The sequence below is a fragment of the Mariniphaga sediminis genome (assembly GCF_003573545.1).
In the GTDB taxonomy this organism is placed as follows: domain Bacteria; phylum Bacteroidota; class Bacteroidia; order Bacteroidales; family Prolixibacteraceae; genus Mariniphaga; species Mariniphaga sediminis.
The window spans coordinates 22,318-46,444 of record NZ_QWET01000007.1 but is presented as its reverse complement, the minus strand read 5'-3'; the positions used below and the strand labels follow the sequence as shown (position 1 = coordinate 46,444).

General features: G+C 40.5%; 19 protein-coding genes and 1 tRNA gene. 17 read left to right on the top strand and 3 right to left on the bottom strand.

Annotated features, from left to right (window positions below; genetic code table 11):
- The 14 genes from D1164_RS10565 (at position 1) to D1164_RS10500 (ending at position 19,839) form a co-directional block, all read left to right on the top strand.
- A complete protein-coding gene (locus tag D1164_RS10565; protein ID WP_119349949.1) occupies positions 1–1,542 on the top strand; it encodes a RagB/SusD family nutrient uptake outer membrane protein in 1,542 nt (513 codons plus the stop codon).
- Positions 1,543–1,695: 153 nt separating this feature from the next.
- On the top strand, positions 1,696–4,623 hold the full coding sequence (locus D1164_RS10560) for a CIA30 family protein (RefSeq protein ID WP_147372149.1): 2,928 nt from the start codon (positions 1,696–1,698) through the stop codon (positions 4,621–4,623).
- Between the two features lie 171 nt (positions 4,624–4,794).
- Positions 4,795–5,970 carry a DNA-binding transcriptional regulator gene (locus D1164_RS10555; RefSeq protein ID WP_119349947.1) on the top strand — a complete coding sequence of 392 codons (1,176 nt, stop codon included), beginning with the start codon at positions 4,795–4,797 and terminating at the stop codon, positions 5,968–5,970.
- Positions 5,971–6,160: 190 nt separating this feature from the next.
- The gene (locus D1164_RS10550) at positions 6,161–9,091 is read left to right on the top strand and encodes a CIA30 family protein (RefSeq protein WP_119349946.1); all 2,931 of its coding nucleotides are present in this window, start codon (positions 6,161–6,163) and stop codon (positions 9,089–9,091) included.
- A gap of 41 nt (positions 9,092–9,132) precedes the next feature.
- Positions 9,133–10,305, top strand: a complete 1,173-nt coding sequence (locus tag D1164_RS10545) for a M24 family metallopeptidase (protein WP_119349945.1) — start codon at positions 9,133–9,135, stop codon at positions 10,303–10,305.
- Positions 10,306–10,309: 4 nt separating this feature from the next.
- Positions 10,310–11,239, top strand: coding sequence for a polysaccharide deacetylase family protein (locus D1164_RS10540; RefSeq protein ID WP_119349944.1), 930 nt, complete (start codon positions 10,310–10,312; stop codon positions 11,237–11,239).
- 108 nt (positions 11,240–11,347) lie between these two features.
- Positions 11,348–11,668, top strand: a complete 321-nt coding sequence (rhaM, locus tag D1164_RS10535; protein ID WP_119349943.1) for an L-rhamnose mutarotase — start codon at positions 11,348–11,350, stop codon at positions 11,666–11,668.
- A 12-nt stretch (positions 11,669–11,680) separates the two neighbouring features.
- The gene (locus D1164_RS10530) at positions 11,681–12,628 is read left to right on the top strand and encodes a hypothetical protein (RefSeq protein WP_119349942.1); all 948 of its coding nucleotides are present in this window, start codon (positions 11,681–11,683) and stop codon (positions 12,626–12,628) included.
- A 26-nt stretch (positions 12,629–12,654) separates the two neighbouring features.
- Positions 12,655–13,701 (top strand): L-rhamnose/proton symporter RhaT, encoded by a 1,047-nt coding sequence (locus D1164_RS10525; RefSeq protein ID WP_119349941.1) that lies wholly within the window; start codon positions 12,655–12,657, stop codon positions 13,699–13,701.
- Between the two features lie 16 nt (positions 13,702–13,717).
- Positions 13,718–14,962, top strand: a complete 1,245-nt coding sequence (locus tag D1164_RS10520; RefSeq protein ID WP_119349940.1) for a uroporphyrinogen decarboxylase family protein — start codon at positions 13,718–13,720, stop codon at positions 14,960–14,962.
- Positions 14,963–14,980: 18 nt separating this feature from the next.
- Entirely contained in the window at positions 14,981–16,258 is a 1,278-nt protein-coding gene (locus D1164_RS10515) for a Gfo/Idh/MocA family protein (protein WP_119349939.1), read from the top strand.
- A gap of 7 nt (positions 16,259–16,265) precedes the next feature.
- The gene (locus tag D1164_RS10510) at positions 16,266–17,192 is read left to right on the top strand and encodes a sugar phosphate isomerase/epimerase family protein (protein WP_119349938.1); all 927 of its coding nucleotides are present in this window, start codon (positions 16,266–16,268) and stop codon (positions 17,190–17,192) included.
- 9 nt (positions 17,193–17,201) lie between these two features.
- Positions 17,202–18,347 carry a uroporphyrinogen decarboxylase family protein gene (locus tag D1164_RS10505; RefSeq protein ID WP_119349937.1) on the top strand — a complete coding sequence of 382 codons (1,146 nt, stop codon included), beginning with the start codon at positions 17,202–17,204 and terminating at the stop codon, positions 18,345–18,347.
- Positions 18,348–18,417: 70 nt separating this feature from the next.
- Positions 18,418–19,839: a Gfo/Idh/MocA family protein gene (locus tag D1164_RS10500; RefSeq protein ID WP_119349936.1), complete on the top strand. Its 1,422-nt coding sequence runs from the start codon at positions 18,418–18,420 to the stop codon at positions 19,837–19,839.
- Between the two features lie 120 nt (positions 19,840–19,959).
- Here D1164_RS10500 and D1164_RS10495 read toward each other — a convergent pair whose 3' ends face one another.
- The 3 genes from D1164_RS10495 to folB all read right to left on the bottom strand — a co-directional run bounded on the left by D1164_RS10495 (position 19,960) and on the right by folB (position 20,982).
- Positions 19,960–20,388, bottom strand: coding sequence for a hypothetical protein (locus D1164_RS10495; RefSeq protein ID WP_119349935.1), 429 nt, complete (start codon positions 20,386–20,388; stop codon positions 19,960–19,962).
- A gap of 107 nt (positions 20,389–20,495) precedes the next feature.
- Positions 20,496–20,566 (bottom strand) — tRNA-Cys (locus D1164_RS10490).
- A gap of 65 nt (positions 20,567–20,631) precedes the next feature.
- Positions 20,632–20,982 carry a dihydroneopterin aldolase gene (gene folB / locus D1164_RS10485; protein WP_119349934.1) on the bottom strand — a complete coding sequence of 117 codons (351 nt, stop codon included), beginning with the start codon at positions 20,980–20,982 and terminating at the stop codon, positions 20,632–20,634.
- Positions 20,983–21,107: 125 nt separating this feature from the next.
- On the opposite strand from folB, the gene D1164_RS10480 reads away from it, so the two are divergent.
- The 3 genes from D1164_RS10480 to D1164_RS10470 all read left to right on the top strand — a co-directional run bounded on the left by D1164_RS10480 (position 21,108) and on the right by D1164_RS10470 (position 24,125).
- Entirely contained in the window at positions 21,108–22,808 is a 1,701-nt protein-coding gene (locus D1164_RS10480) for a glutamine--tRNA ligase/YqeY domain fusion protein (protein ID WP_119349933.1), read from the top strand.
- A 156-nt stretch (positions 22,809–22,964) separates the two neighbouring features.
- Complete coding sequence (locus tag D1164_RS10475; protein ID WP_119349932.1) at positions 22,965–23,339, top strand: LiaF transmembrane domain-containing protein; 375 nt, start codon at positions 22,965–22,967, stop codon at positions 23,337–23,339.
- Between the two features lie 78 nt (positions 23,340–23,417).
- Entirely contained in the window at positions 23,418–24,125 is a 708-nt protein-coding gene (locus tag D1164_RS10470; protein WP_172594425.1) for a LiaF transmembrane domain-containing protein, read from the top strand.
- Positions 24,126–24,127: the final 2 nt, after the last annotated feature.

Here is a 24,127-nt window from a genome sequence, read left to right as displayed (position 1 = left end):
ATGAAAAAGAATATATTATACTATCTAATTTTAGGAATACTTTTATTAAACTCATGTAGTGATGAATTTCTAAAAATATCTCCTGAAACAAATTTAACTGATGCTGCATTTTTCAAAACAGAATCGCATTTCAATTTAGCTTTGGTTGGGGCCTATGAACCACTTCGAGGACTTGTTTATCCTGGATTATATATGGATGAAATGAGGTCAGACAATACGTTCTTCCGTTACTATGCCCCGGATAGAGGACCAGCGAATTGGGTTGAAGATATTATCCAATGGACCGATCAATCTCAAACTACTGCTGTAAATAATCGGTATTATACCAATTATTCGGGAATATCAAGGACCAATGCTATTTTATCACGTATTGAAAATGCTGATATTAGTGATGAGGCAAAAAAAAGCATTTTAGGAGAAACTTTATTTTTAAGAGCATTCTACTACTTTGATTTAGCCACACATTATGGCGGAGTACCGTTATATCTTGAAGAGGTTTTAAATGAAGAAACATCATACCAACCAAGATCCACAACGGAAGAAGTTTATAATCAAATAATAAAAGACTTAGAGGCTGCTATTCCCAATCTTCCTATTGCAACTTCGTTTCCTCAATCCGGAAGGGCTACAAAAGGAGCAGCAAAAATGCTACTGGCCAAGACTTATATGTCTAAACCATCCAGGGAATATTCACTAGCCGAAAGTGAACTAAGAGATATTATTGGTATGAATTATGACCTTTTAGATAACTATGCGGACGTTTTTGATCCTATAAACAAAAACCATAAGGAATCAATTTTTGATATTCAATACAAAGAGGGAGATGACGGGCAACAAAGTAATTTCATTTATTATATGTTTCCAAAAACACCCAATACCGGAATTTTAACAGGTATTAATGTAAACAATACATCACTTGGTGGCTGGAATGTTCCCAATCAGGAATTTATAGATTCTTATGAAGAAGATGACTTAAGATTACCAGCATCAATAAAAATTATTGAGGGGACATTAAATGGAGGAGATCCCTACTTTGATCCGGTTATTTGTCTCGCAATAAAAGATGTTGGAGATTATACTCCTGAACCGGATAAAGTGTATTACCCATTTATTTCGAAATATTTACACGGTCCTTACAGCAGACCTAATAATACAGGTGAGAACTGGCCGGTCTTTCGGTATGCAGATGCATTATTGTTGTTAGCAGAAAATCTAGTACAACAGAATAAAAACGATGAAGCACTTCCATTCTTAAATGAGGTAAGAGACAGAGCTGGGCTTCCCGATCTGGATGAAGCGACATTAGATAATGTTCTCAATGAAAGGCGCCATGAATTAGCTTTCGAAAATCATCGTTGGACAGATCTTATTCGGACGGGGAAAGCGATTGAAGTTATGTCTGCATATGGCCAACGGATGAAAAACTTGTATGATTTTCTACCAGCAAATTCATTTAATGTAACAGAACAAAGATTAGTTTATCCGATACCTTACAGGGAAACACAAATAAACCCAGCGTTAGGACAAAATACTGGATACTAATTGGTAATTAAAAAGCCATTTTATCCGTGTGGATAAAATGGCTTTTTCAAATAATTCTTTTCAAAACAATACATTTCATCTACTATAATAACTAGTATGACTGTCAATACACCTCTAACATTGATTAACCATGATAAAAGAAAAAATTCAGCAATGAAATATACCGGATATATTTCGGCATTTTTTATTTTGAGTTTTATTTGGGGAAGTTGTTCTCCAAAGAATATTCTCCTCGAAACAGATTATTTTAAATATTCAATAGCCGGAGACGGCAAAAACCTGTACTTTACTGACAAGGCAACCGGAGTAGATTACCTTGATACTGAAACAATTTCCAAGTGTGCTTACATTACGGTTGAAGGAATAATACATGAAGTAACAAAAGTATCCCTAAATGAAAATCATCTTACGATGGAATTTGGGGACACAGGAGTAAAAGCAGCGCTTGAGGTGATTCATTTCAAAGACAGAGTGACTTTAAAAGTAGCATCAGTTACAGGGCAAATTGAGTCGCTCACTTTTTTAAATGTCCCCTTAAAATTGGAAGGGCAATCCTATGAGCCTTTTTCTGCCTGTGCGTTATCAATGAATTTATTTACACATGTTCAACAGGTACCTGCTTTACAGACCCATCTTTGGGGCACATGTTATGAACGGTTTGGGATGGAGGAGGCTGAGGTTACACTTGTATGTTTACCACCCGACGAGATACTTGCAGCAATTAGGGATGTGATGTCAAAAGCTAAAGATATTCCACTTTCTACTGCAGGAGGTGCCTGGGCGCAGCAGTCAAAAGAAGGGTATGGCTCCTACATACTGAACTACGGCTCTTTAACAGAAAAAACGGTAGATGAATGGATTGAAATGTGCTCGGATGTCGGATTTAAACAAATTGATAATCACGGGGGGAGAGAAGATTTCTTTAAGTTTGGGAGTTTTGAATTAGACAAAAAGAAATGGCCGGAGGGCTGGGAGCATTTCAAAAGGATTAATGACCGTCTGCACGAAGCCGGTATCTCTTCTATTTTTCATACATATGCTTTTTTTATTGATAAAGATTCTAAATATGTTACACCAATACCAAACAAAAGTCTAGACTATTATAAATCTTTTACATTAGCCGAAGCATTAGAGTTGGGCGATAATGAAGTAGTCGTACAAGAATCAACAAAAGGCATATCTGCAGTAACCGGATTTCATGTTTCGAACAGCCGAACGATTCGTATTGGAGAGGAGTTGATTGAATTTAATAATGTAACGGAGAATCCTCCATACAAATTTACTGGGTGTAAAAGAGGAGCAAACGGGACAAAGACATCCACTCATAAAGTGGACTCAAAAGTATATCATTTGAAAGAACAGTTTGGCAGATTTGTGCCAGGTCCAGAAACGGAGCTTTTTGATAAAATAGCTCATGAAACAGCGGAAATAGTTAACAAATGCAATTTTGATGGAATCTATTTTGATGCGATAGATGCAAGTGATATTCTTGGAGGAGAGGAAAATTTCTGGTACTTCGGCACAAAATTTTTAATAAAAGTTGCTGAACATTTAAATCCGGTTGTTGGCATGGAAATGAGCTCCATGTCACACCACTGGTGGCATTATCGTTCCCGATGGCAAGCGTGGGATACTCCACGTCGGGGTTTTAAACGTTTTGTTGATATTCATTCTGCTGCAATTAAAACAGATGAGTACGAACATGGCTATTGGAGAGGCCATACACCCTTAATTAATAAATTTGCTCCTCTTGAAAATGGCAGTCTTATGCTTCCTTTACAATTGGGATGGTGGTCAAACTTTACCTGGAACCCTCCTAATACAGAACGGACATTTCCTGATGATATCGAATATTTATGTTGTAAAATGATTGGGAATAATGCAGGGTTAGCCCTACTTGGTGGTTTCCAAAAAAATGAAATAGAACGAAACCCTGCATTCAAACAATTGAACGCCATTATCAAGCAATATGAAGAATTGAGATTAAAAAACTATTTTGGGGAAGAAGTCAAAAAGCTTTTGCGGCAGCCGGGGGATGAGTATACACTTTTTCAGGAAGAAAATGGAGATTGGAATTTCACCCCCATTAGTTACGAGAAACATAAAGTTACAGGGCTTGATAATTCGACAACAAACTGGAATATAAATAATCAATTTGATAGCCAGCCTCTTATACTGAGAATTGAAACGTTGATGTCAGCAAAATCCTATGATGATCCGAATAATATTTTGCTAACAGATTTATCAGATATCAGGGAATTTTCTCTTAAAGGTGCTGCCGATGGGATAATGGGTACAATAAATATTTCAACGGAGAAAATGTTGGAAAGTGAAGCGAGTATCGCATTCTCTGCTTCAAGCTCAGGCAAATCTCCCCGGGAAGGTTCCTGGATTTGTTTTGAAAAGAACTTTGAACCCTGGTTAAATCTTGGCAATAATCAGGCATTAGGGGTTTGGATTAAAGGGGACGGGAAGGGAGAACTCCTTAATTTAAGATTGGAGACTCCGGAACAGTTTTCGGCAGGAGTCAGAGGGGATCATTTTATTAAAATCGATTTCACCGGCTGGAAATATTTTGAACTTGTTGAAATTGAATCTTCAAAATTTAGTAATTATATCTGGCCAGGAAAAGAGATATCTCCGGAGTCTGTGGTGAAAGACCTTTTTGTTTATAAATCTTATTTACATTCTGTTCAATTCGACAAAGTAAACAAACTTCAGTTTTGGTATAACAACCTACCAGCAGGGGAAGAAGCCAATATATTAATCGGACCAGTTAAGGCACTACCATTGGCAACTGGGTTTATTGAAAACCCTTCTGTTACGATAGGAAACGAGAAAATAGTTTTTCCGGTGAGGATTGAGTCGGGAATGTACCTGGAGTTCCGATCGGTTGATGACTGTAAGTTATATGGTCCCAACGGAGAATTTCTTAAAAAAGTAAAGCCGGAGGGAACTGTTCCAATCCTAAAAAATGGTAGTAATAAAATTTTATTATCCGGTAATGAACCTGACGTCATGAACTGCAGGTTACAAGTGACTGTGATAAGTAAAGGTTCTCCGCTTAAAATTAACAATTAACACTTTTAGAATTTCTTATGATAATGTTTAATTCTTTTTCGAATAGAGCTCCAACTTTACTATTAACCTTTTGTGTAATAATTTTACATGCTCGTTTCATCATTCAAAAAACTTTTTGTTTTTCAGAAGAACTGTACATTTGAATATTGCTAATGGCAAAAGCTAATCCAGATGAAAAAAGTTTTGCTTTTAATTGATTACTCTACCGAGTTTAGCAGAAGACTTTTAAAAGGTCTGATTGACTATACCAAAGAGAATGGAGAATGGACTTTTTACCGTATGCCCATGTATTATAAAACATTACTGGGAGAAACCGGCATTTATAATTGGGCAAAACAATGGAAAGCAAATGCCATAATAGCACAGTGGGAGCTGGGTAAGTTTGATATATTCAAAGACTTGAAAATTCCTGTTTTCTTGCAGAATTACAAAGAAAAAAACGACTGTTTTTCCTATATAACAGGAGACTATACAGGCACAGGCAGATTAGCTGCACGGTTTTTTATTCAAAGAGGATATAAAAACTTTGCCTTTTGCGGACACAAAGGATTCAGGTGGTCAATTGAAAGAGCTGAGGGATATCAACGTGAAATAGAAAAATCAGGGGGAAATTATTACTATTTTGAATCGGAAGGCATAAATGAAATTCAATGGAGTAAGAGTCATGTAGAACTAAAAAAATGGCTTCATCTCCTGCCAAAACCCATTGCTTTATTTGCCTGTGATGATAATTTTGCCATTCAAATATCAGAAATTTGTAAGATGAACAAAATCTCAATACCACAGGAAATTTCCCTGCTTGGTGTTGATAACGATGAACTAATATGCAATTTATCTGAACCTACCATCTCATCAATAGTTTTGAATATTGAGAAGGGGGGATACGAAATCGGCAGACGAATAGATCAGGTGATTCTAAATAACAAGAATGAATCATTTAATATTTCGATAGACCCTTTATATCTGGAATTAAGAAATTCAACAGAAAAATACTCTATAACAAACAAATATATAAGGGAAGTTATTAATTACATTGAAAATAATTTCAGGAATGATTGTAACACCAAATCATTAACAGACTTAGTCCCACTATCAAGAAGAAGTCTGGAAACAAAATTTAAAGAAGAAATCGGGACATCGGTTTATCAATTTATACTAGATCGCAGAATAGAGTATTTTGCCAATTTGCTGATATCAACAGATAAAGATGTATGTGAAATAGCCATTGAGGCTGGGTTTAATACCTGCAAAAATGCTTCACGATTCTTTAAAAAAGCAAAGGGATGTACTCCTTTGGAATTTCGAAAAAAACAAAACAAATCGAATGAAAAAACAGGTTTATCATAACCTGCTGATTATTAAAAGTTGTTGATTTAAATACATTTTATCGAATATATATATTTGCGCAATATATGTAGAATTCTGCGCAAAATGCGACATAAATATCTGAACTATCCTCTTACTTTGAGTTAATTTAATACAAGGATATTTTGGCGAATTTTCATTTAAATTTTGAGACAATAAATACTTAGAGAATATGAAAAACCTAGTCCTTTTTTTAATGGCTTTTTTTGTAAGTTATCTCTTTTGTAATTGCTCCGGTAAAAAAATAATACTCGAAAGCAATCATTTTAAATATGAGATAGCCAGCAGTGGTAAAAACCTCCACTTTACAGACAAGGAAACCGGTATAGATTATCTTGACACGGAAACAAATTCCGGTTGTGCTTACATTTCGGTCGAAGGATCAGAGTATGAAGTAACAAAAGTATCCTTAAATGGGGACCTCCTTACAATGGAATTTGGAGACACAGGAGTAAAAGCAGAACTTGAGGTGATCCATTCCCCGGATAAGGTAACTTTAAAGGTTACCTCCGTTACCGGGGAAATCGAGTCACTCACTTTTTTGAATGTTCCCCTAAAACTGGAAGGACAACCCTATGAGCCTTTTGCGGCATGTGCCCTTTCCATGAACCTCTTCACTCACGTAAGGCAACTCCCTCCCCTGCAGACCAATTTGTGGGCAAAATGTTACAAGCGGTTTGGACTGGAAGGGGCAGAAGTGACCTTACTGGGCCTGCCGCAACAAAAAATACTTCCTGTTATTCGCGAAGTGATGACGGAAGCAAAAGATATTCCGTTTTCGGACGAAGGGGGTGCGTGGGCCCTGATGAAAAAGGAAGGCTACGGTTCGTACCTGATGAATTTTGGCACCCTGACAGAAGAAACCGTAGATGAGTGGATTGAAACCTGTCAAAGGCTGGGATTTAACCAGATTGACAGTCATGGAGGAGGCAATTTTTTTGAATTCGGCACCTTTGACCTGAACAAGGACAAATGGCCGGAGGGATGGGATTCTTTCAAACGAATTAACGAAAAATTACATAAGGCTGGAATTTCTCATATATTTCATACCTACGCATTTTTTATAGATAAAAAATCAAGGTACGTAACCCCCATCCCCAGCAAAGACTTAGGGTATGTTCGGACATTTACGCTCGCTGAACCCGTTGATGCAACTGCAAATGAAATTGTCGTTAAGGAATCAACCGCCAATATTTCCACTGTAACCGGTTTCCATACAGAAAATAGTGTCACCCTAAAAATTGGAGACGAATTAATTGAATTCAGCGGAGTGACCCAATCTCCTCCTTACAAGTTTACCGGTCTTAAACGGGGGGCGAACGGCACAAAAGTATCATCGCACAGTATGGATGAAACCGCTTTTCACCTGAGCGAAAGATTCGGGAGGTTTGTCCCAGGGCCCGAAACCGACCTATTTGACGAAATGGCCCAAAGACATGCAGAAATTGTGAACCACTGTGGCTTTAACGGAATTTATCTGGATGCCATTGATGGAAGTGCCGTACTTGGAGGAGAAGAAAATTTCTGGTATTACGGAACTAAATTCATTTTTGAAATAGCCAGGCGCCTGGAACGGCCAGTTGGGATGGAAATGAGTTCCATGTCCCATCACTGGTGGCATTACCGCTCCCGCTGGCAGGCATGGGATCGTCCGGTGCGGGGGTACAAACGGTTTATTGATATTCACCTGGCTTCCATAAAAGCCTCAGGTCTTTTTCTCCCGGAAGAAATAGTATCGTATGAATGGGAGCATGGGCGGTGGCCCGGGCACACCCCGTTAATCGACAAATACGCCGGCGTTGAAAAAGGACAGATACTCCTCCCCCTTCACTTAGGATGGTGGGGTAACCAAACCTGGGCTCCTCCCCAGATAGAACCCACCTTTCCGGATGATATTGAATACCTTGGGTGCAAAATGATTGGCAATGATGCCGGTTTTTCACAACTGGGAGGTGTTGATAAAAAAACACTGGATGAGATCCCGCTTTTTAATAAAGCGGCAGAAATCCTTAAACAATATGAAGCATTACGGCACAAGGGTTATTTTGGAGAAGAAGTTAAAAAACTCCTGCGCCAGCCAGGAAAAGAATATACCCTTTTCCGGGAAAAAGATGGCGAATGGAACTTTAAACCGGTCGCATATAAAAAGCATAAAGTAACAGGACTTGAACATCCCAGTGCGCAATGGACTGTGGAAAATCAATTTGAATCCCAGCCGGTGAAACTAAGGATAGAACCTTTGATGTCGGTGAAACCCTATGAAGACCCCTCAAATATTATATTAACTGATTTTTCGACTCCCGGTGATTTTGTCGCCGAATCGGTTGCAGACGGGGTCTCGGGACAGATAAATACATCAGAAGAAAAGGCAGTAACCGGGGAGCCAGGCGGAACGTTTTCTGCCAAAAATACAGGTGATTCTCCCCGGGATGGATCGTATATCAATATGGAAAAAGAATTTACCTCTTTGCTTGATTTAAGCAAGAACCAGGCACTGGGGGTTTGGGTTAAAGGAGACGGTAAAGGAGAAATCCTGAATTTAAGTGTACGAAGCCCCCTGCATATCTCTTACGGTGCCCACGGGGATCATTTCATAAAAATTGATTTTACCGGCTGGAAATATTTCGAGCTGGTCGAAACAGAATCTTCGGCTATCAGCGATTATATCTGGCCCGATGATTCCCATTTTTATGTTTATGATTCTTACAGGCATACTGTTAGTTTTAAAAATGTGGACAAATTTCAACTGTGGTACAATAATATTCCGGAAGGGCAAAATGTTAGCTGCAGCCTGGGGCCAGTTAAGGCGCTGCCGATGGTTTCCGGTTATATTGAGAACCCTTCTGTTACAATCAAAGGAGAAAAGATTGTTTTCCCGGTCAGAATGGAATCGGGCATGTACCTGGAATTCAGATCGGAGAATGATTGTAAACTTTATGGTTCCAAAGGGGAGTTGCTTGCGGAAGTAAAACCGGAAGGTGCTGTTCCAACACTCGCCAACGGCAAAAACGAAATCTCATTCTCAGGAGAAGGTTCAGGCAAAGTCAACACAAGGGTGCAGGTCACCGTCATTAGTGAGGACACTCCTCTTGACGTAAAATAGGTATAAATCAAAAAATATAATCTTATAAAGTTTAAATTATTATGGCATATTTGAATAAAACAGAAAGTGAGTCCAGGATTGCACGGGTTAAAGAAATTCTGGAATCAAAAAACCTGGATATCGCATTGGTGTATTACGATGAATTCAACATTGGGAATGGCTGGTATTTAACCGGTTGGTGCCCTCAGTTTGAAAGCGGGGCAGTTCTTATCCCCCGGTCGGGCAACCCGCTAGTGCTGGGGGGACCAGAGAGCGAACCTTTTGCCAAGCTCGACAGTATGATTACCGAAACCCGGAATTTTCCTGTTTTTATGGTCCCTGATGAAGAGTATCCCAATGCCACTATCATTGATTTCCCCATGCTTTTTGAAGAATTGAATGCTGAATTGGGGAGTGTAAAAAGAGTTGGGTTGGTGGGTGCCGGACGGATGCCTGCCGAAGGATATAAACAAATAGCAGAAGGATTTAAAAACGTTACCCTGGTTGATATAACGGAAGAATATGTCCGGTTAAGGTATGATAAATCACCATGGGAAAGGGAGCAGATTCGGGCAGCCTTCGGACTTGCCGATTATGCTTATGATGCGATAAAAGACAAAATAACCGCCGGTGTTTCGGAAATTGAAGTAGCCGCAGCCGGAGAGTATGCTGTAAGAAGCCGCGGAGCAAGTGGTTTTGGTTTCAGCACCATTATTGGCAGTGGAAAACGATCCAGTGCAGTAGTTCCTACCGCCAGTTCAAAACTTTTGGCACCAGGGGAACTGGTTATGGCCGGTATAGCCCCCAAAGTAAACGGATATGCCGGAGTAGTAGGTGATGTTATTCCGGTAGACGGGAAATATACCAGCCGCCAGCTTGATTGTATCCGCTACCTGAAAGATGCTTTCCGCCTCACAAAAGAACAGTTGCTTCCAGGCAAAACGGGAAAAGAAATCGATGCTCCGGCAAGAGCTTATTTTGAAAAACATAACTTATCAAAATATCTTGTATGCCCGTTTGCCCATACCATAGGACTACATGAGGCAGAATCGCCGTTTTTTGGCCCAAACAGTGAAGATGTACTCAGACCAGGCATGATGGTAAGTATAGATGTTAGCTTTTTTGGTCATCCTGAGTTCAACGGGGTACGCATTGAAACAGGTTATGAAATAACAAAAAACGGTCCGGTAGCACTTAGTGAAAAAATGGATTCCCTGTTTCTGGAAAAAGAATAATGTTATGAACACAAAAAATCAAAATAAAAAGGAATCCATAGAAAACAAGACCTCGTTTGATGTGGTATTTGGTTTTGATATGGAAACCGATATTGGCTCCTATACCCCTTATTATAATGGCGTGCAGCACGGCACGCCATTCATTTTGGAAGTACTGGAGAAACATGGTGTCCAGGCAACCTTTTTCTGGACAGGGCATGCAGCGGAAAACAATCCGAATATTGTTTTGCAGGTAAAAGAGGCAGGCCATGAAACCGGGTGTCACGGGTTATTCCATGAAACGCTTGGCGATGAAATATTTCCATTACCTAACAACATGCCCATTTTACCGGAGGAGGTGGAAGGCCGGATCACCCGGGCGACAAATATTGTAAAAGAAGTAAGCGGAACAAATCCTTTAAGTTTTCGCTGCCCCCGACTGTGGGGTAGTACAAAAGTGGTACATATCTTAGAGAAGCTTGGTTATATCGCCGATGCATCATTCCCTCTGTATTTTTACGGAGAGCCTTTTGTCCCATACCATCCTTCCGGGGAGGATTGGACCCGACAGGGAGAAATGAACATCCTTGAAATTCCGAACTTTTGCGATCTTACCATGGAAAGTCAGGATGAATATAACCGCGACAGGGACCAGTGGCCCCTTTTCAGAACGGAGTCTGCTGAATTCCTGATGGAGAAAGTAGAAAACTTTATTTCATTCGTCCGTTCCCGGGACAAACGCCCCGTACTCTGTTTTTATTTGCATCCGTGGGAATTTTACCCCATGCCACAAGGGGCGATATCATTTGGAGAGTGCAGTGTAAAACCTTTGCCATTTATCACTAAAAATTGCGGTCCCAAAGCTGTAAAGCAATTTGATGAGCTCTGTCGCCTGCTGAAAGAACGTGGAGGCAGGTTTGTTACGGCCAAAGAATTGGCAGAAGAATATAAATAACAGCGTTGCTTTTTACAAACAAAATACGTGAAACGAGCATGGTAATCTATTAACACAAAAGATGATGAGCAAAATGCAAGTTCCATATGAAACCATCGAAAATCAACAATGAAAAGAAAAGCATTTCTAATTGAATCTAAACCGGGATTATCAGAAGAATATAAAAAAAGACACAACCCTATTTGGCCCGAACTTAAACAGGAACTAAAAAAGCATGGGGTCTGCAATTATTCCATTTTTCTGCATGAAAACTCTGAGTCCCTGTTCGGGTATTTTGAGGTGGAAGATGAAGCATTGTTTGAAAAGCTTGGAGAGTCGGAAGTTATGCAACAATGGTGGGGATATATGACCGAAGTGCTGGTATGTGAAAGCGACCAAAGCCTGAAAGCGAAGGAAGAAATGTTGTCTGAAGTTTTTCACCTGGACTGAAAAAAGTAAAAAATGAAAAAATCAGAAGATGTATTAAAAGCCTTTGAGAAGTCCGGAAAACGGACACATCTTACAGGCGATTTAAAAAACGGGGTCATCGCAGCCCTGGATATGGAAGGGCGCCTGTTTACCATCCTCGACGGGGTAGTATTAAACCGCATAAACGAGGAGGCAATAATGGGGCAAAGTACCCGCGAGAGGTACCTTAACCCTGGCGGAGATACGCTTTGGCCTGCCCCGGAAGGAACAACATTGGGATATCAATACGCAACCGGCAGCTGGCGTGTCAGTCCTTCTGTCACGTCGGCCAGGTACCTGGTCGAATCATCGGATAAGAATAATGCCGCCATTGTTGCAGAAACAGAACTCATTAACAACCAGGGGCTGGGAATTCCACTTCTTTTCAAACGGGAAATAAATATTGAACCAGTTTCAGGTGCAATAACGGTTAATGTAGTTGAAAGTATTACCTACATGGGGCGAAAACCCGTATTAAATACGGAATGTTTGCTGGCCCCCTGGACCCTTTGTCAGTTTGATTCCGGAGCGGGGTGTGAAGTCGTATTTCCCGGAACAGTGCAAACAAAAGTCTGGGATCTTTATGAGCAGGGAGGTAATACTGATGTGTTCAGAGAAGAAGAGATGTGCCGGGTTCAAACTGACGGCTCGCAGAAGTATCAGATCGCTTTGGGGCCTGATGTTCCATGGATTGAATACCATGATCCGCAAAATGGGTTGACAGTCAGGCGAACAGCCAGCGCCCTGCCGGAGGGCCAATCCTACATTGATATTCGCGATGCAGCGCCGGATGTCGCTCCCGATAAAAAAGGAGTCCGCTACAGTATATACAGCGATACGGATAATTTTATGGAGATTGAAGCAGTTGGGGGTTGCCCGGAGATTATTCTGCCCGGTACAGAATTAAAAGTCTCAGTGAGCACAAAATTTTTCCGAACATAGTCTAATAGTATACTAAACAGATAACAATGCAACAGCTTTTAGGAATTTTATTTCATTCCATTGGCGGTTTTTCCTCAGCCAGTTTTTATGTACCGTCTTACCTTGTAAAAAAATGGTCGTGGCAGACCTACTGGATTACCATGGGGTTTGTGTCCTGGCTTGCTATGCCTTGGATTGGCGCCAGTTTAACAACTCCCGGCATTTTGGAAGTTCTCGGCCAAAGTCCTTCCTCCAGTTTAATTCAGACCTACTTATTTGGTATTTTATGGGGATTTGGCGGATTGGGAGCCGGTCTCGGCCTGCGTTATATCGGCCTTTCTTTGGGGCAATCAATTTCGCTGGGATTAAGTGCCGTTGTAGGAACAATTGTGCCAGCCATCCTTGACGGGAAAGTCGGGTTGCTTGTGACAACCACATCCGGAGGGATTGTTGTGTTGGGGTTGCTCATAAGTGTAGCAGGGATTGTATTGTGTGGATATGCAGGGGTAATAAAAGACCGGATGTTGACCGACGATCAAAAAAAGGAATCTGTGAAAGAGTTTTCGATTGTTAAAGGCTACAGCATGGCCATTTTGGGAGGAATTATGAGTGGATGTATGGCTATTGCCATCAATGCAGGAAAACCAATTTCGACAGAGGCCATAAAGGCAGGAACCGCAATTGTTTATGCCAATACCCCCATTCTTATCCTGGCGTTGGGAGGTGGCTTTACAACAAACTTTGTTTACAGCCTGATTTATATGGTAAGAAACAAATCATATAAAGACTACGGCATAGGGCCTTCAAAGATTTTGTTGCGTAATTACTTTATGACAATGCTGAGCGGTTTAATGTGGTACGGACAGTTTTTCTTTTACGGGATGGGCGAAACCAAAATGGGGAATTTCTCCTTTGCCAGCTGGTCAATTCATATGTCATCCATCATTATATTCAGTAACCTTTGGGGACTTTGGTTAAAAGAATGGACACTGGTCAACCGGAAAACCCGTATTTATCTGTGGTCGGGTATTATTTTGCTCATCATATCGGTATTCTTAATCGGTATCGGGAACTATTTGGAAGGAATAGTGTAGTGTAAAAAATAGAACCATGAATACAAGAGAACGGTTTATTGAAACAATGAACTTCAATCCTAATGCACATTCTCTTAAATGGGAATTTGGCTACTGGGGAGAAACCATTGAAAATTGGCACAAACAAGGATTGCCAAAGAAAAATCATCCTGTGTTAAGCAAAAAAACTACAACGCCCACTTCTTCTTTGTATATTCCTGCCTGGACATGCCAAGGGGTAGATAAACTACCTAATGGTATAGCAATAATGGCCGGAGGTTTGTATTCTCCCACCCAAGGCTTTCCTTTGGATAAGGATGTCCGCGAATATTTTAATATGGACAATACACAAAAAGTTGTAGATGTTAATCTGCACTTTGCCCCCATGTTCGATGTTGAAGTGTTAGCCGAAGATGATAAAAAATTTGAATATATTGACATTGACGGTGTTCGTAGAGTATTTTTGAAGGAGGAAGCTACGATTCCAACCTCTCTTGAGTGGCCTATAAAAGATAAAAAGAGTTGGGAAAAGCTAAAAGAAGAAAGATTAAACCTGAAAAACATAAAAGAACGTTTTCCTGCAAATTGGAAAACATTGGTGGAAGAATATAGACATCGTGATTATCCCTTAGCGATAGGAGGTTATCCTCAAGGTTTTTTTGGTACACCAGCCCATCTTATCGGTTATGAAAATTTATTTATTTGGTACTGTATTGAACCGAAATTGATCCATGATATCCTGGAAACTTTCACAAATATTTGGCTTGCCGTTTTTGAAGAGGTCATATCTCAGGTTGAAATAGACCACTGGCATATTTGGGAGGATATATCATATGGTAGGGGAAGTATGATCTCGGTCGATATGGTAAAGGAATTTCTATGTCCCTATATAAAAAGGATATCAGATTTTATTAAATCAAAAGGAGTAAAAATTATATTATTAGATACTGATGGTGATTGCAATGATTTAATTCACCCTTTCATGGAAGCAGGAGTAACAGGAATGTATCCTTTTGAAACACATAGTGGAATGGATATAGTTAAAGTTAGAAAGCAATATCCTAAACTTCAGATGTTGGGAGGTATTCCAAAGTCTGAAATTGCAAAAGGGAAAAAACGTATTGATGAAATACTCATTCCCGTAGAACAGGTATTAAAGACGGGGGGATATATTCCATTTGGTGACCATTTTATACCTCCTGATGTCAATTTTGAAAACTTCAGTTATTATCGAAATAAACTAAATAGTCTAATTGATAAATACGGGCATAGAAATATTTAATTACCTAAATTATAATCCATGAAATCGTTAAATCGAAGAAAATTTATAAAAAACACAGCGACTATTTCATCACTTACATTGCTGGCTCCTTCTGTTGCTTTCGGGTCAAAAGCAAATTCAGCAATTAGGTTGGGTATTATTGGCTGTGGAAACAGAGGCACCTCTGTTTTAAGGTCTATGTCAAAGTACACGAATACCTCTATTATTGCAATGGGAGACCTTTTCAGAGATAGACTTGAAGCATCCAAAAAGATACTTGATGAACAAAACAAAACGAAAGGATTTCTTAAAATTGCGCAATCGGCAACCTATACAGGAACAAAATCATATGAGCAAGTACTAGATAATAAAGATGTCGATGCCGTACTTATCTCTACCCCTGCATATGCCCATCCTGAAATTCTGGAAGCTGCTATTGATGCCGGGAAGCATGTGTATTGCGAAAAACCAGCAGCAACAGATGTTGACGGGTGTAAACGGATATTAAAAGTAAGTAAAACCGTTAATGACAAGCTAAGTGTTGTGATGGGCTTTCAGATTCGTTACGCCACTCCTTATGTGGAAATGGCTAAAAGAATACAGCGGGGTGACATCGGTGAAATAATCAGTGTACAACTTTATTATTTTTCTTCTGAAGTTCCGCTAAAGCCAATCGACGGAATGTCATTTGACGAAGCCCGCATTCGCAACCATTTTCATTTCAATGAATTATCAGGGGGAATATTACTGGATCAGGGAATACACATGATAGATGTTTGTAACTGGATACTGCAAAGTAAACCGCTTCATGCCATAGGTTTGGGAGGGCAAAAAGGCTGCCTCGAATTTGGAAATACATGGACAAACTATCAGGTCATTTATAAATATCCGAATGATGTAAATGTAACGGTTCAATCTACTCAGGTTGGCCAGAGCTTTGGCGATGTGTGCGCAAGGTTTGTCGGAACAAAAGGAATTGCCGAAGCCCATTACACCGGTGGTGTTTTTATTAAAGGAGAGAATGAATGGGATTCAGGTATTGTGAAGTCAGGAGATCTCCTTACACCAGAGCAGATTGCTACAGGAAGCTCTCTCTCATCGCTTGATGATGCGGACAAGAATAAAGGAAAATCCTTTATTGAAAGCATAGAAACGGGCAGCTATCTCAACCAACTTCAGTCTGGCAGCGAATCTACATTAAGTGCTGTACTCGGAAGAGAAGCTGCCATTCGTCAGGAATTGGTTACGTGGGATGAAATTTATTTCTCATCAAAAAAAATTGACCCCCAACTAAATTTAAACCAGTTTAACAAGTAGCAAAACCATGAAACCCAACAGAATATTATCTACACTGACATTAATATTTGCTTTCACGCTTCTTGTAAAAGCACAGTACAAGTCAACTCATCAAAATCAAACTATTGAGAACCTAACGAATAATGTTACTTTCGGAGTAATTATTGGCGGCAATAATCCTGAAATAGAATTTAAGGAGATAAAAGAATTGGGGATCTCTCATTGTCAATTAAATGTAGCTGAATATACTCCGGAGTTAGCTCAACGAATACATTCCTCTGCAAAAAAATACAACATATTTCCAACTACTTTGATATGTATGGGACCAGGTAAATATGCATGGAATTTCACAGAAGGCCCATCTACTATTGGACTGATTCCCCGGGAATTCAGACCAGAACGGATTAAACGGCTACATGAAGGCATTGATTTCTGCAAAGAGGCAGGGATTCCTGCTGTTCACGCCCACTTCGGGTTTATTCCGGAAAACCCCGAAGATACCCTTTACATTGAGTTTGTCAAGATAATGAAAGAGCTGGGAGAATATGCGTTGCACAAAGGAATTGATATTTATTTTGAAACAGGACAGGAAACCCCTATTACTTTACTAAGGGCAATAACAGATATAGGAACCGGAAATTTATATGTAAACTGTGACCTGGCTAATCTGGTGATGTATGGGAAGTCCAATTCCCTGGATGGATTAAAAATACTGCAAAAATATGTTAGGGAATTTCATGCAAAAGACGGGCTATATCCAACAAATCCTTATGAGTTGGGAAAAGAGGTCCCAATACCTGAGGGAGAGGTTAATTTTCCTGAAATTGTAAGATACCTCAAAAAAATTCATTTTAAAGGTACCATAACAATTGAATATGAACTTGCAAAGAAAAATTATGACTATATTATACAAACTAAAAATTATCTGGAAGAATTGTTTATGACACAAAACTAAAGGTTGACTATGAAACTTACTTCAAAAGAACGGGTTAATAATGCAATGAATTTGCAAAAGCCCGACAGGGTTCCGTTAATGTGCCAGTTTAGTATTGGTAGTATGTTGCAACAGTTAAAACCTGATCCGGTTGAGTTCTGGTACAATAAAAATGTTTTTGCCGATGGCTTGGTTGAACTATGCAGGCGATTTAAATTTGACGGTATTTTGGTTAGCCTGCATGGCCATTCTGAATATTGGAACAAAGAACTGAAGGAAAGAGAAGTGCTTGATGGAGGGAAGCAAAAGTTGGTGTTTGAAAATAGAACTGAAGTGCATTCATTCGACGATTTACCGTTTGTTACATTTCTGGAGGATAAAAAAGAATTTGATATTGAAGAGTTAGATGTTGAAAATGACATCCCATCTGTAATAGACTACATACCAGTGTCTAACAATCTTTACTTCCAGTTAGACACCAGCAACTTGTTTGAAATATTCGATATTGTTTATCAAAAGGTAGGAGAGGAATATTCTATACATGGAGAAATCACATCTCCATTTGATTATTTTCTTGATTTGTTGGGGCACCAGAACGGTCTGATTTCGTTAATAATGGCACCAGAGAAGTGTAAATTAATTCTTGATAGGTACACTAATGGGATATTGGACATTGCAATAAAAATGTGTAAAAAAAACATTGATGCCATTAAAATCTCTTCGCCATTTGCCGGGATGGGTTTCATTTCATCAGAACAATACCAAGAATTTGTTTTACCCTACGAACAAAAAATAATTAGTGCAATTCGCCAAAAAGGGAAGCATGCCTATATTCACACTTGTGGTTCCATTGGCGATCGGTTAGAGTTAATGCGTCAAAGCAATACCTCTGGATTGGAATGTTTAGATCCCCCTCCAATAGGAAATGTTGATTTATCTGATGCATTTAAACGAATAGGAGACGATCTTTTCATAAAAGGGAATATTGATTCAGTTAACTCATTGCTTTTTGCAGATGACAAAAAAGCCAGCAATGATGTACGTCAAATTATTGAGATTGGAAAAACTAAAGGAAAAGGTTTTATACTTAGTACTGCCTGTTCAATTGCTCCAATGGTATCAAAAGAACGTCTGTTGATGTTATCCCAAATGGTTGAAAAGTATGGACAATACTAGCGAAATACTCAAAAAACTTTTTAATACCAATACATTTTTTTTGTAGATTGGCCCAAAATAATTAAAACGAATGGACAATAAAGATAATCAGGCCACAACCACCCGAAGGAACTTTATCAAAGCAGCCGCAGTTGCTGGTGCCGGTATTATGATTCTACCGCGGTGTACCTTAGGCGGCAAAGGGTTTGTTCCGCCCAGCGATAAGATTAATATTGCCCTTGTTGGGGCAGGCGGTATATCCATGCATCACCTGAATGAGGTCTTTAAATATGACGATGTACAGATAATTAGCATTGCAGACCCTGCCGAATACTGGGATAACAAAAAAAACAACCAGCAGGAAAGCGGCCGGAGGCCAAGGAAAAAACTCATAGAAAGTCATTATGCCCAGAAAACGCCCAACTACAAAATAACAGAATATGAGGATTTCCGGGTAATGCTTGAAAAAGATCCGGCCATTGATGCTGTCATCTGCTGCTCCCCGGACAATACCCATGCGTATATTTCTATTCTTTCGATGCGGGCAGGCAAACATGTGTACTGCCAAAAACCACTGACGCATAATATCTGGGAAGCCCGGAAAGTGCGTGAAGTTGCCCGGGAGACGGGGCTGGCTACCCAGATGGGCAACCAGTTGCATGCCCTGGATACCATCCGGCAAACGGTTGAATACCTTCGTTCCGGTGTTATCGGGACAGTCCACGACGCTTATTCATGGGTAGGGGCCACAAGGTACTGGAAAGGGATTTCAGGTTATCCAACCGAAAAGATGAAAGTTCCCCGGGGGTTTAACTGGGATGTATGGCTTGGCCCCACAAGTTTCCGTCCTTACCATAGCGCATATACCCCCTTTACCTGGCGTGATTTCTGGGATTTTGGGAATGGGGCGCTGGGGGATTTCGGGTGCCATGACATGGATGCAGCAACCTGGGCATTCGGTTTGGATTCGCCCGAGAGTGTGCAGGTATTTCCTGCCGGGAACAGGGGGAGCAGTGAAATGACCCCTTACGGTGAAATAGGGCATTACTATTTTGGGGGGAATGATAAACGTTCCCCGATAAAACTGACCTGGTTCTCAGGCGGTCTGCTGCCGGAGCATCCGGCCGCTTTGCCGCGGGATGTTAAACTAAAGTCCAGGGGTGCCATGTTTATTGGCAATAAGGGGCTTATCCTTACCAATGGAGGAGCCAGTGGCGCCCCGGAGATATTCCCGGAAAGTTTGCGTGAATCTTTTACCCCTCCACCAGAGTCTCTACCCCGTTCCAAAGGGCACCATCGCGAGTGGTTTGATGCCATAAAAGGTGGGGAGATGCCGTTGTCGAACTTTGAATATGCATCCAAACTCACCGAAATAACCCTTTTGGGGGTATTGTCGTTACGGTTGGGCGGAGAGAGAATCCTTTGGGATAAGGAAAATATGAAAGCGATTGGGTTACCCGAGGCAGACCAAATTATACAGGAACCCGTAAGACAAGGTTGGGAAATGGGCTAGTTCCGAAAAAAAACTTACGTAAAAAGAAATCTGGATGATAAATGAAATTGTCCGGATTTCTTTTGATTTTATCCAGGATATTTAGGGCACCCCTAAAAAAGGTTACTCGCACTACTTACTTCAATTATTTTTCTCAGGCCTTCGAAAAAAACCAAATATTTCTATACGCCCCGATTTATCTTTCTTAAGTAACTTCAGTATCCCTTTCTCCACGGCAAAACGGTATGCTTCTGCCTGGTGACTGGTTTCCGAATAATGCAAAAAGACAAAACCTTTTGATGTGCTCCATTTGCAGTATTCCATTCCTTTTAAAAACGGCACAGGTAAATTCGTTTGCTGGGAAAAATTACCACCGGTTCCAAAATCCAACTTCCAAAATTGATTTTCCCTTTTCATCTGGTCTTCTTTCACATGAAAAAGTTCTCCGGCCGGTTCGGAGTAATATTCGCACAATTCCCACCTGCCGGGAATTTGCCGGGATGGACGAAAAAATAATTCAGTATTACCCAGCCATCGAACTATTCGGTAAAAACGGGAATTTCTTTTCATACACTTTGTCGCAACTTCCCTTCGACCATATTTCTCATGAAAAGTTTAATCCAGAATCCGGGGATGGCTCAATACGAAAAAAGGATGGAGCAATCTCCATCCTTTTGAGGTTCCTGGCGGATTCGAACCGCCGTATACGGTTTTGCAGACCGCCGCCTAGCCACTCGGCCAAGGAACCATTTTTATTCGGAGTGCGAATATATAAAAAATGAAATGAATCCCATACAATCCATTCAAACAATTTTACAAGGAAAGGGTCACACTCACCTTTTCTATCTCCCCTCCCATCGGTGGATTCAGCTTCGAAACTTTTATTTTCGCTTTCTGAATGGAGGGAAATTCAGCAGAAAGTGCATGGAGAATACGCCGGGCCACATGTTCCAAAAGACACGATTTAACCTGCATCTCCTTTTTTATGATGTCGTAAACCACTTGGTAATTCAGTGCATCGCTCAAATCATCGGAAACAGATGCTGCCGCACAATCTGTTTCAAGCACTACATCTATCGAGAACTCGTTGCCTACCAACCTTTCAGCTTCAAAATGGCCATGATAAGCATAAAAATGCATCCCCTCTATTTCAATAACTCCCATATTATTTTTTTGGCGAAATTAAAAATAAGTAATAAAACCAAAGAAAATGCCGGGGTCATAATTTTTCTGAGAAACCTTTTTTTAATTTTGTGGACTTTGAAAACCAGAGGATAAATAATAACGTAATGTCAAATAGCACCGAAAGTAAGGAACAGGCCAAAAAATCGAATTTTATTCATTTGCAGATTGAACAGGATTTAAAAGAAGGTAAAAACAACGGGAGAGTACATACTCGTTTCCCCCCGGAGCCTAATGGTTATCTGCACATTGGTCATGCAAAATCGATATGCCTGAATTTTGGGATAGCCGAAAAATTTGGAGGGAAGTGTAACCTGCGATTCGACGATACCAATCCGGCCAAGGAAGAGACAGAATATGTAGAATCCATTCAAAAAGATGTCCGTTGGCTTGGATTCGATTGGGAAGACCGGTTGTTTTATGCCTCCGATTATTTCGATAAACTTCATGGGTTTGCGATCGAACTGATAAAGCAAGGGAAGGCCTATGTGGACGATCAGGACGCAGAAACCATTAGCCAGCAGAAAGGAACCCCCACAAGGCCCGGATTTGAAAGCCAATTCCGCAACCGTACACCGGAGGAAAATCTTAATCTTTTCAACCGGATGACAGCAGGTGAATTTGAGGAAGGTTCTCATGTTTTACGCGCAAAAATCGACATGGCGTCTCCCAATATGCATATGCGCGATCCTATTCTTTACCGGATAATGAAAGCACACCATCATCGCACCGGCGACAAATGGTGTGTGTATCCCATGTATGACTTCGCCCACGGACAAAGTGACTACTGGGAAGGGATTACCCACTCCATTTGTACGCTCGAATTCGAAGTACACCGTCCGCTGTACAACTGGTTTATTGATCAACTGAAAGACTCGGATTACCGTCCGCGCCAAATTGAATTTGCCCGGCTCAACCTTACTTATACTATCATGAGCAAGCGCAAACTGCTTGAACTGGTAAAAGAAAAGTACGTCAACGGATGGGACGACCCACGGATGCCTACCATTTCAGGATTGCGCCGAAGGGGGTACACCCCCGAATCAATCCGCAACTTCTCCGATCGTATAGGTGTCACTAAGGTTGATGGAATGATTGACGTTTCACTGTTGGAATACAGTGTGCGCGAACACCTCAACAAAGTCGCGCAAAGGGTAATGGGTGTTTTAAACCCATTGAAAGTTGTGATTACCAACTACCCGGAAGGTCAGGAAGAAGAACTCGAAGCGATAAACAACCCGGAAGATGAAAGTATGGGAACCCGGAAGGTTCCTTTCTCCCGCGAACTATATATCGAACGCGACGATTTTATGGAAAATCCTCCCCGGAAGTTTTTCCGGTTGGCACCTGGCCGGGAGGTGAGATTGCGTTACGCCTATTTTGTAACCTGTAATGATGTCATCAAAAACGAAAATGGGGAAATTACTGAATTACACTGCACATACGACCCTGCCTCCAAAGGTGGCAACTCCCCCGACGGGCGGAAAGTAAAAGCCACACTCCACTGGGTTTCGGCCACCCATGCAGTAAAAGCCGAAGTAAGACTTTACGACCGGTTGTTTAACGATGAAGATCCGGCAGGTCATAAAGACGTCGATTTTAAAGATTTTTTGAATCCGGATTCGCTTAAAGTCTTACCTGAATGTTTTATTGAGCCTTTTGTAAAAAATGCCCAACCGCTCGATCATTTTCAATTTGAACGACTGGGATATTTTAACTTAGATTACGATTCTACTGTAAATAAACATGTATTTAACCGCACGGTCCCTCTGCGTGATTCCTGGGCTAAAATGCAAAAATCTCAATAGACCTTACAGAAAAAGGCAATCTTCCGTAGGCGACAAGCAGGTATTATCGATATAAATCGTCCCATTTACCGATTTATACCTCATGTTAACCGAATGTTAAGCAGATTGTCTTTTTCTCAAGGCTACATTTGTTTGCTTTATATAGAGAGCTGTGTTATGGACAAAATACAACGGGGGGTTAATTCACGGACAGTTTTGGCATTTCTGTTAATCGGGGTCGGTTTGGCCTGGCTCATCCAAAGGATGGGAGTTTACATTGATTTTCCAGGACTACACTGGCCACATTTCTTTTTTCCTTTTCGACACCTTTTTAACATCTGGGGAAGTTTTCATCTTTCGTGGCAGGTGGTATTTATCGTTGTAGGATTAATACTTCTTGCAGGGAAGCGTTCTTTCGGAGTAGTGCTCATTGTGTTGGGCGGACTATTTCTGGCACCCAAAATACTTCTTTTTCCCCACCTAACCCTTTCTTTTTTGTTACCTGTCCTGCTGATTATATCCGGGGTTGTACTGATTGCAAGATTAAACTGAAAAATTATATAGCAACAAGACAGTTTCTCATTTCAAAATAGAAGAGTATGTTATTAACAAATGAAAAGAAAGATTGAAATGAAAAGTAAAAACATATGTCACAGGAGATCGTCATTCGGGATATTTTTAATCGCGGTGGGGGTTCTTTGGATTTTGGTAAAACTGCATTTAATACCAGATGTGTGGGCAGATGCTCTTATTTCATGGCAAATGCTGCTTATCGGTATTGGTGTTTTTTCGTTTATTGCCGGAAATCGTCTGGCGGGAACGATTCTAATCATTATCGGAAGTTTCTTTCTGGTCGATCATGTTTGGCTAATTCCTCATCAATTAAGGCGAATAGGTTGGCCACTGGTCATCATCGGAGTTGGGATGGCCCTTCTCCTTACCCGCCATCGGAAACGTCCATCACCAACTATTGAATTGGAGAAGCATGGAACGGATTATTTCGATGATTTTGTCGTATTTGGGGGAAAGGAAGTTTTTATCAATTCAAAAAAATTTCTCGGGGGAAAGATAACCACCATCTTTGCCGGCGCTGAATATGATCTGCGCCAGGCCAGTCTTTCGGAAAACGGAGCAGTTATTGACTGCGTTTCTATTTTTGGGGGCAGCGGTTTTAAAGTACCTCCAGACTGGAACATAAAAAATGAAATAACTACTGTATTTGGCGCCTTTACCGACAAACGGGGTATGTCGGCACATGAGATCAGTTATGATCCTTCAAAAACTTTGATTATTAAAGGATTTAGTGCATTTGGCGGAGTCGAAGTTAAATTCAATTAAAA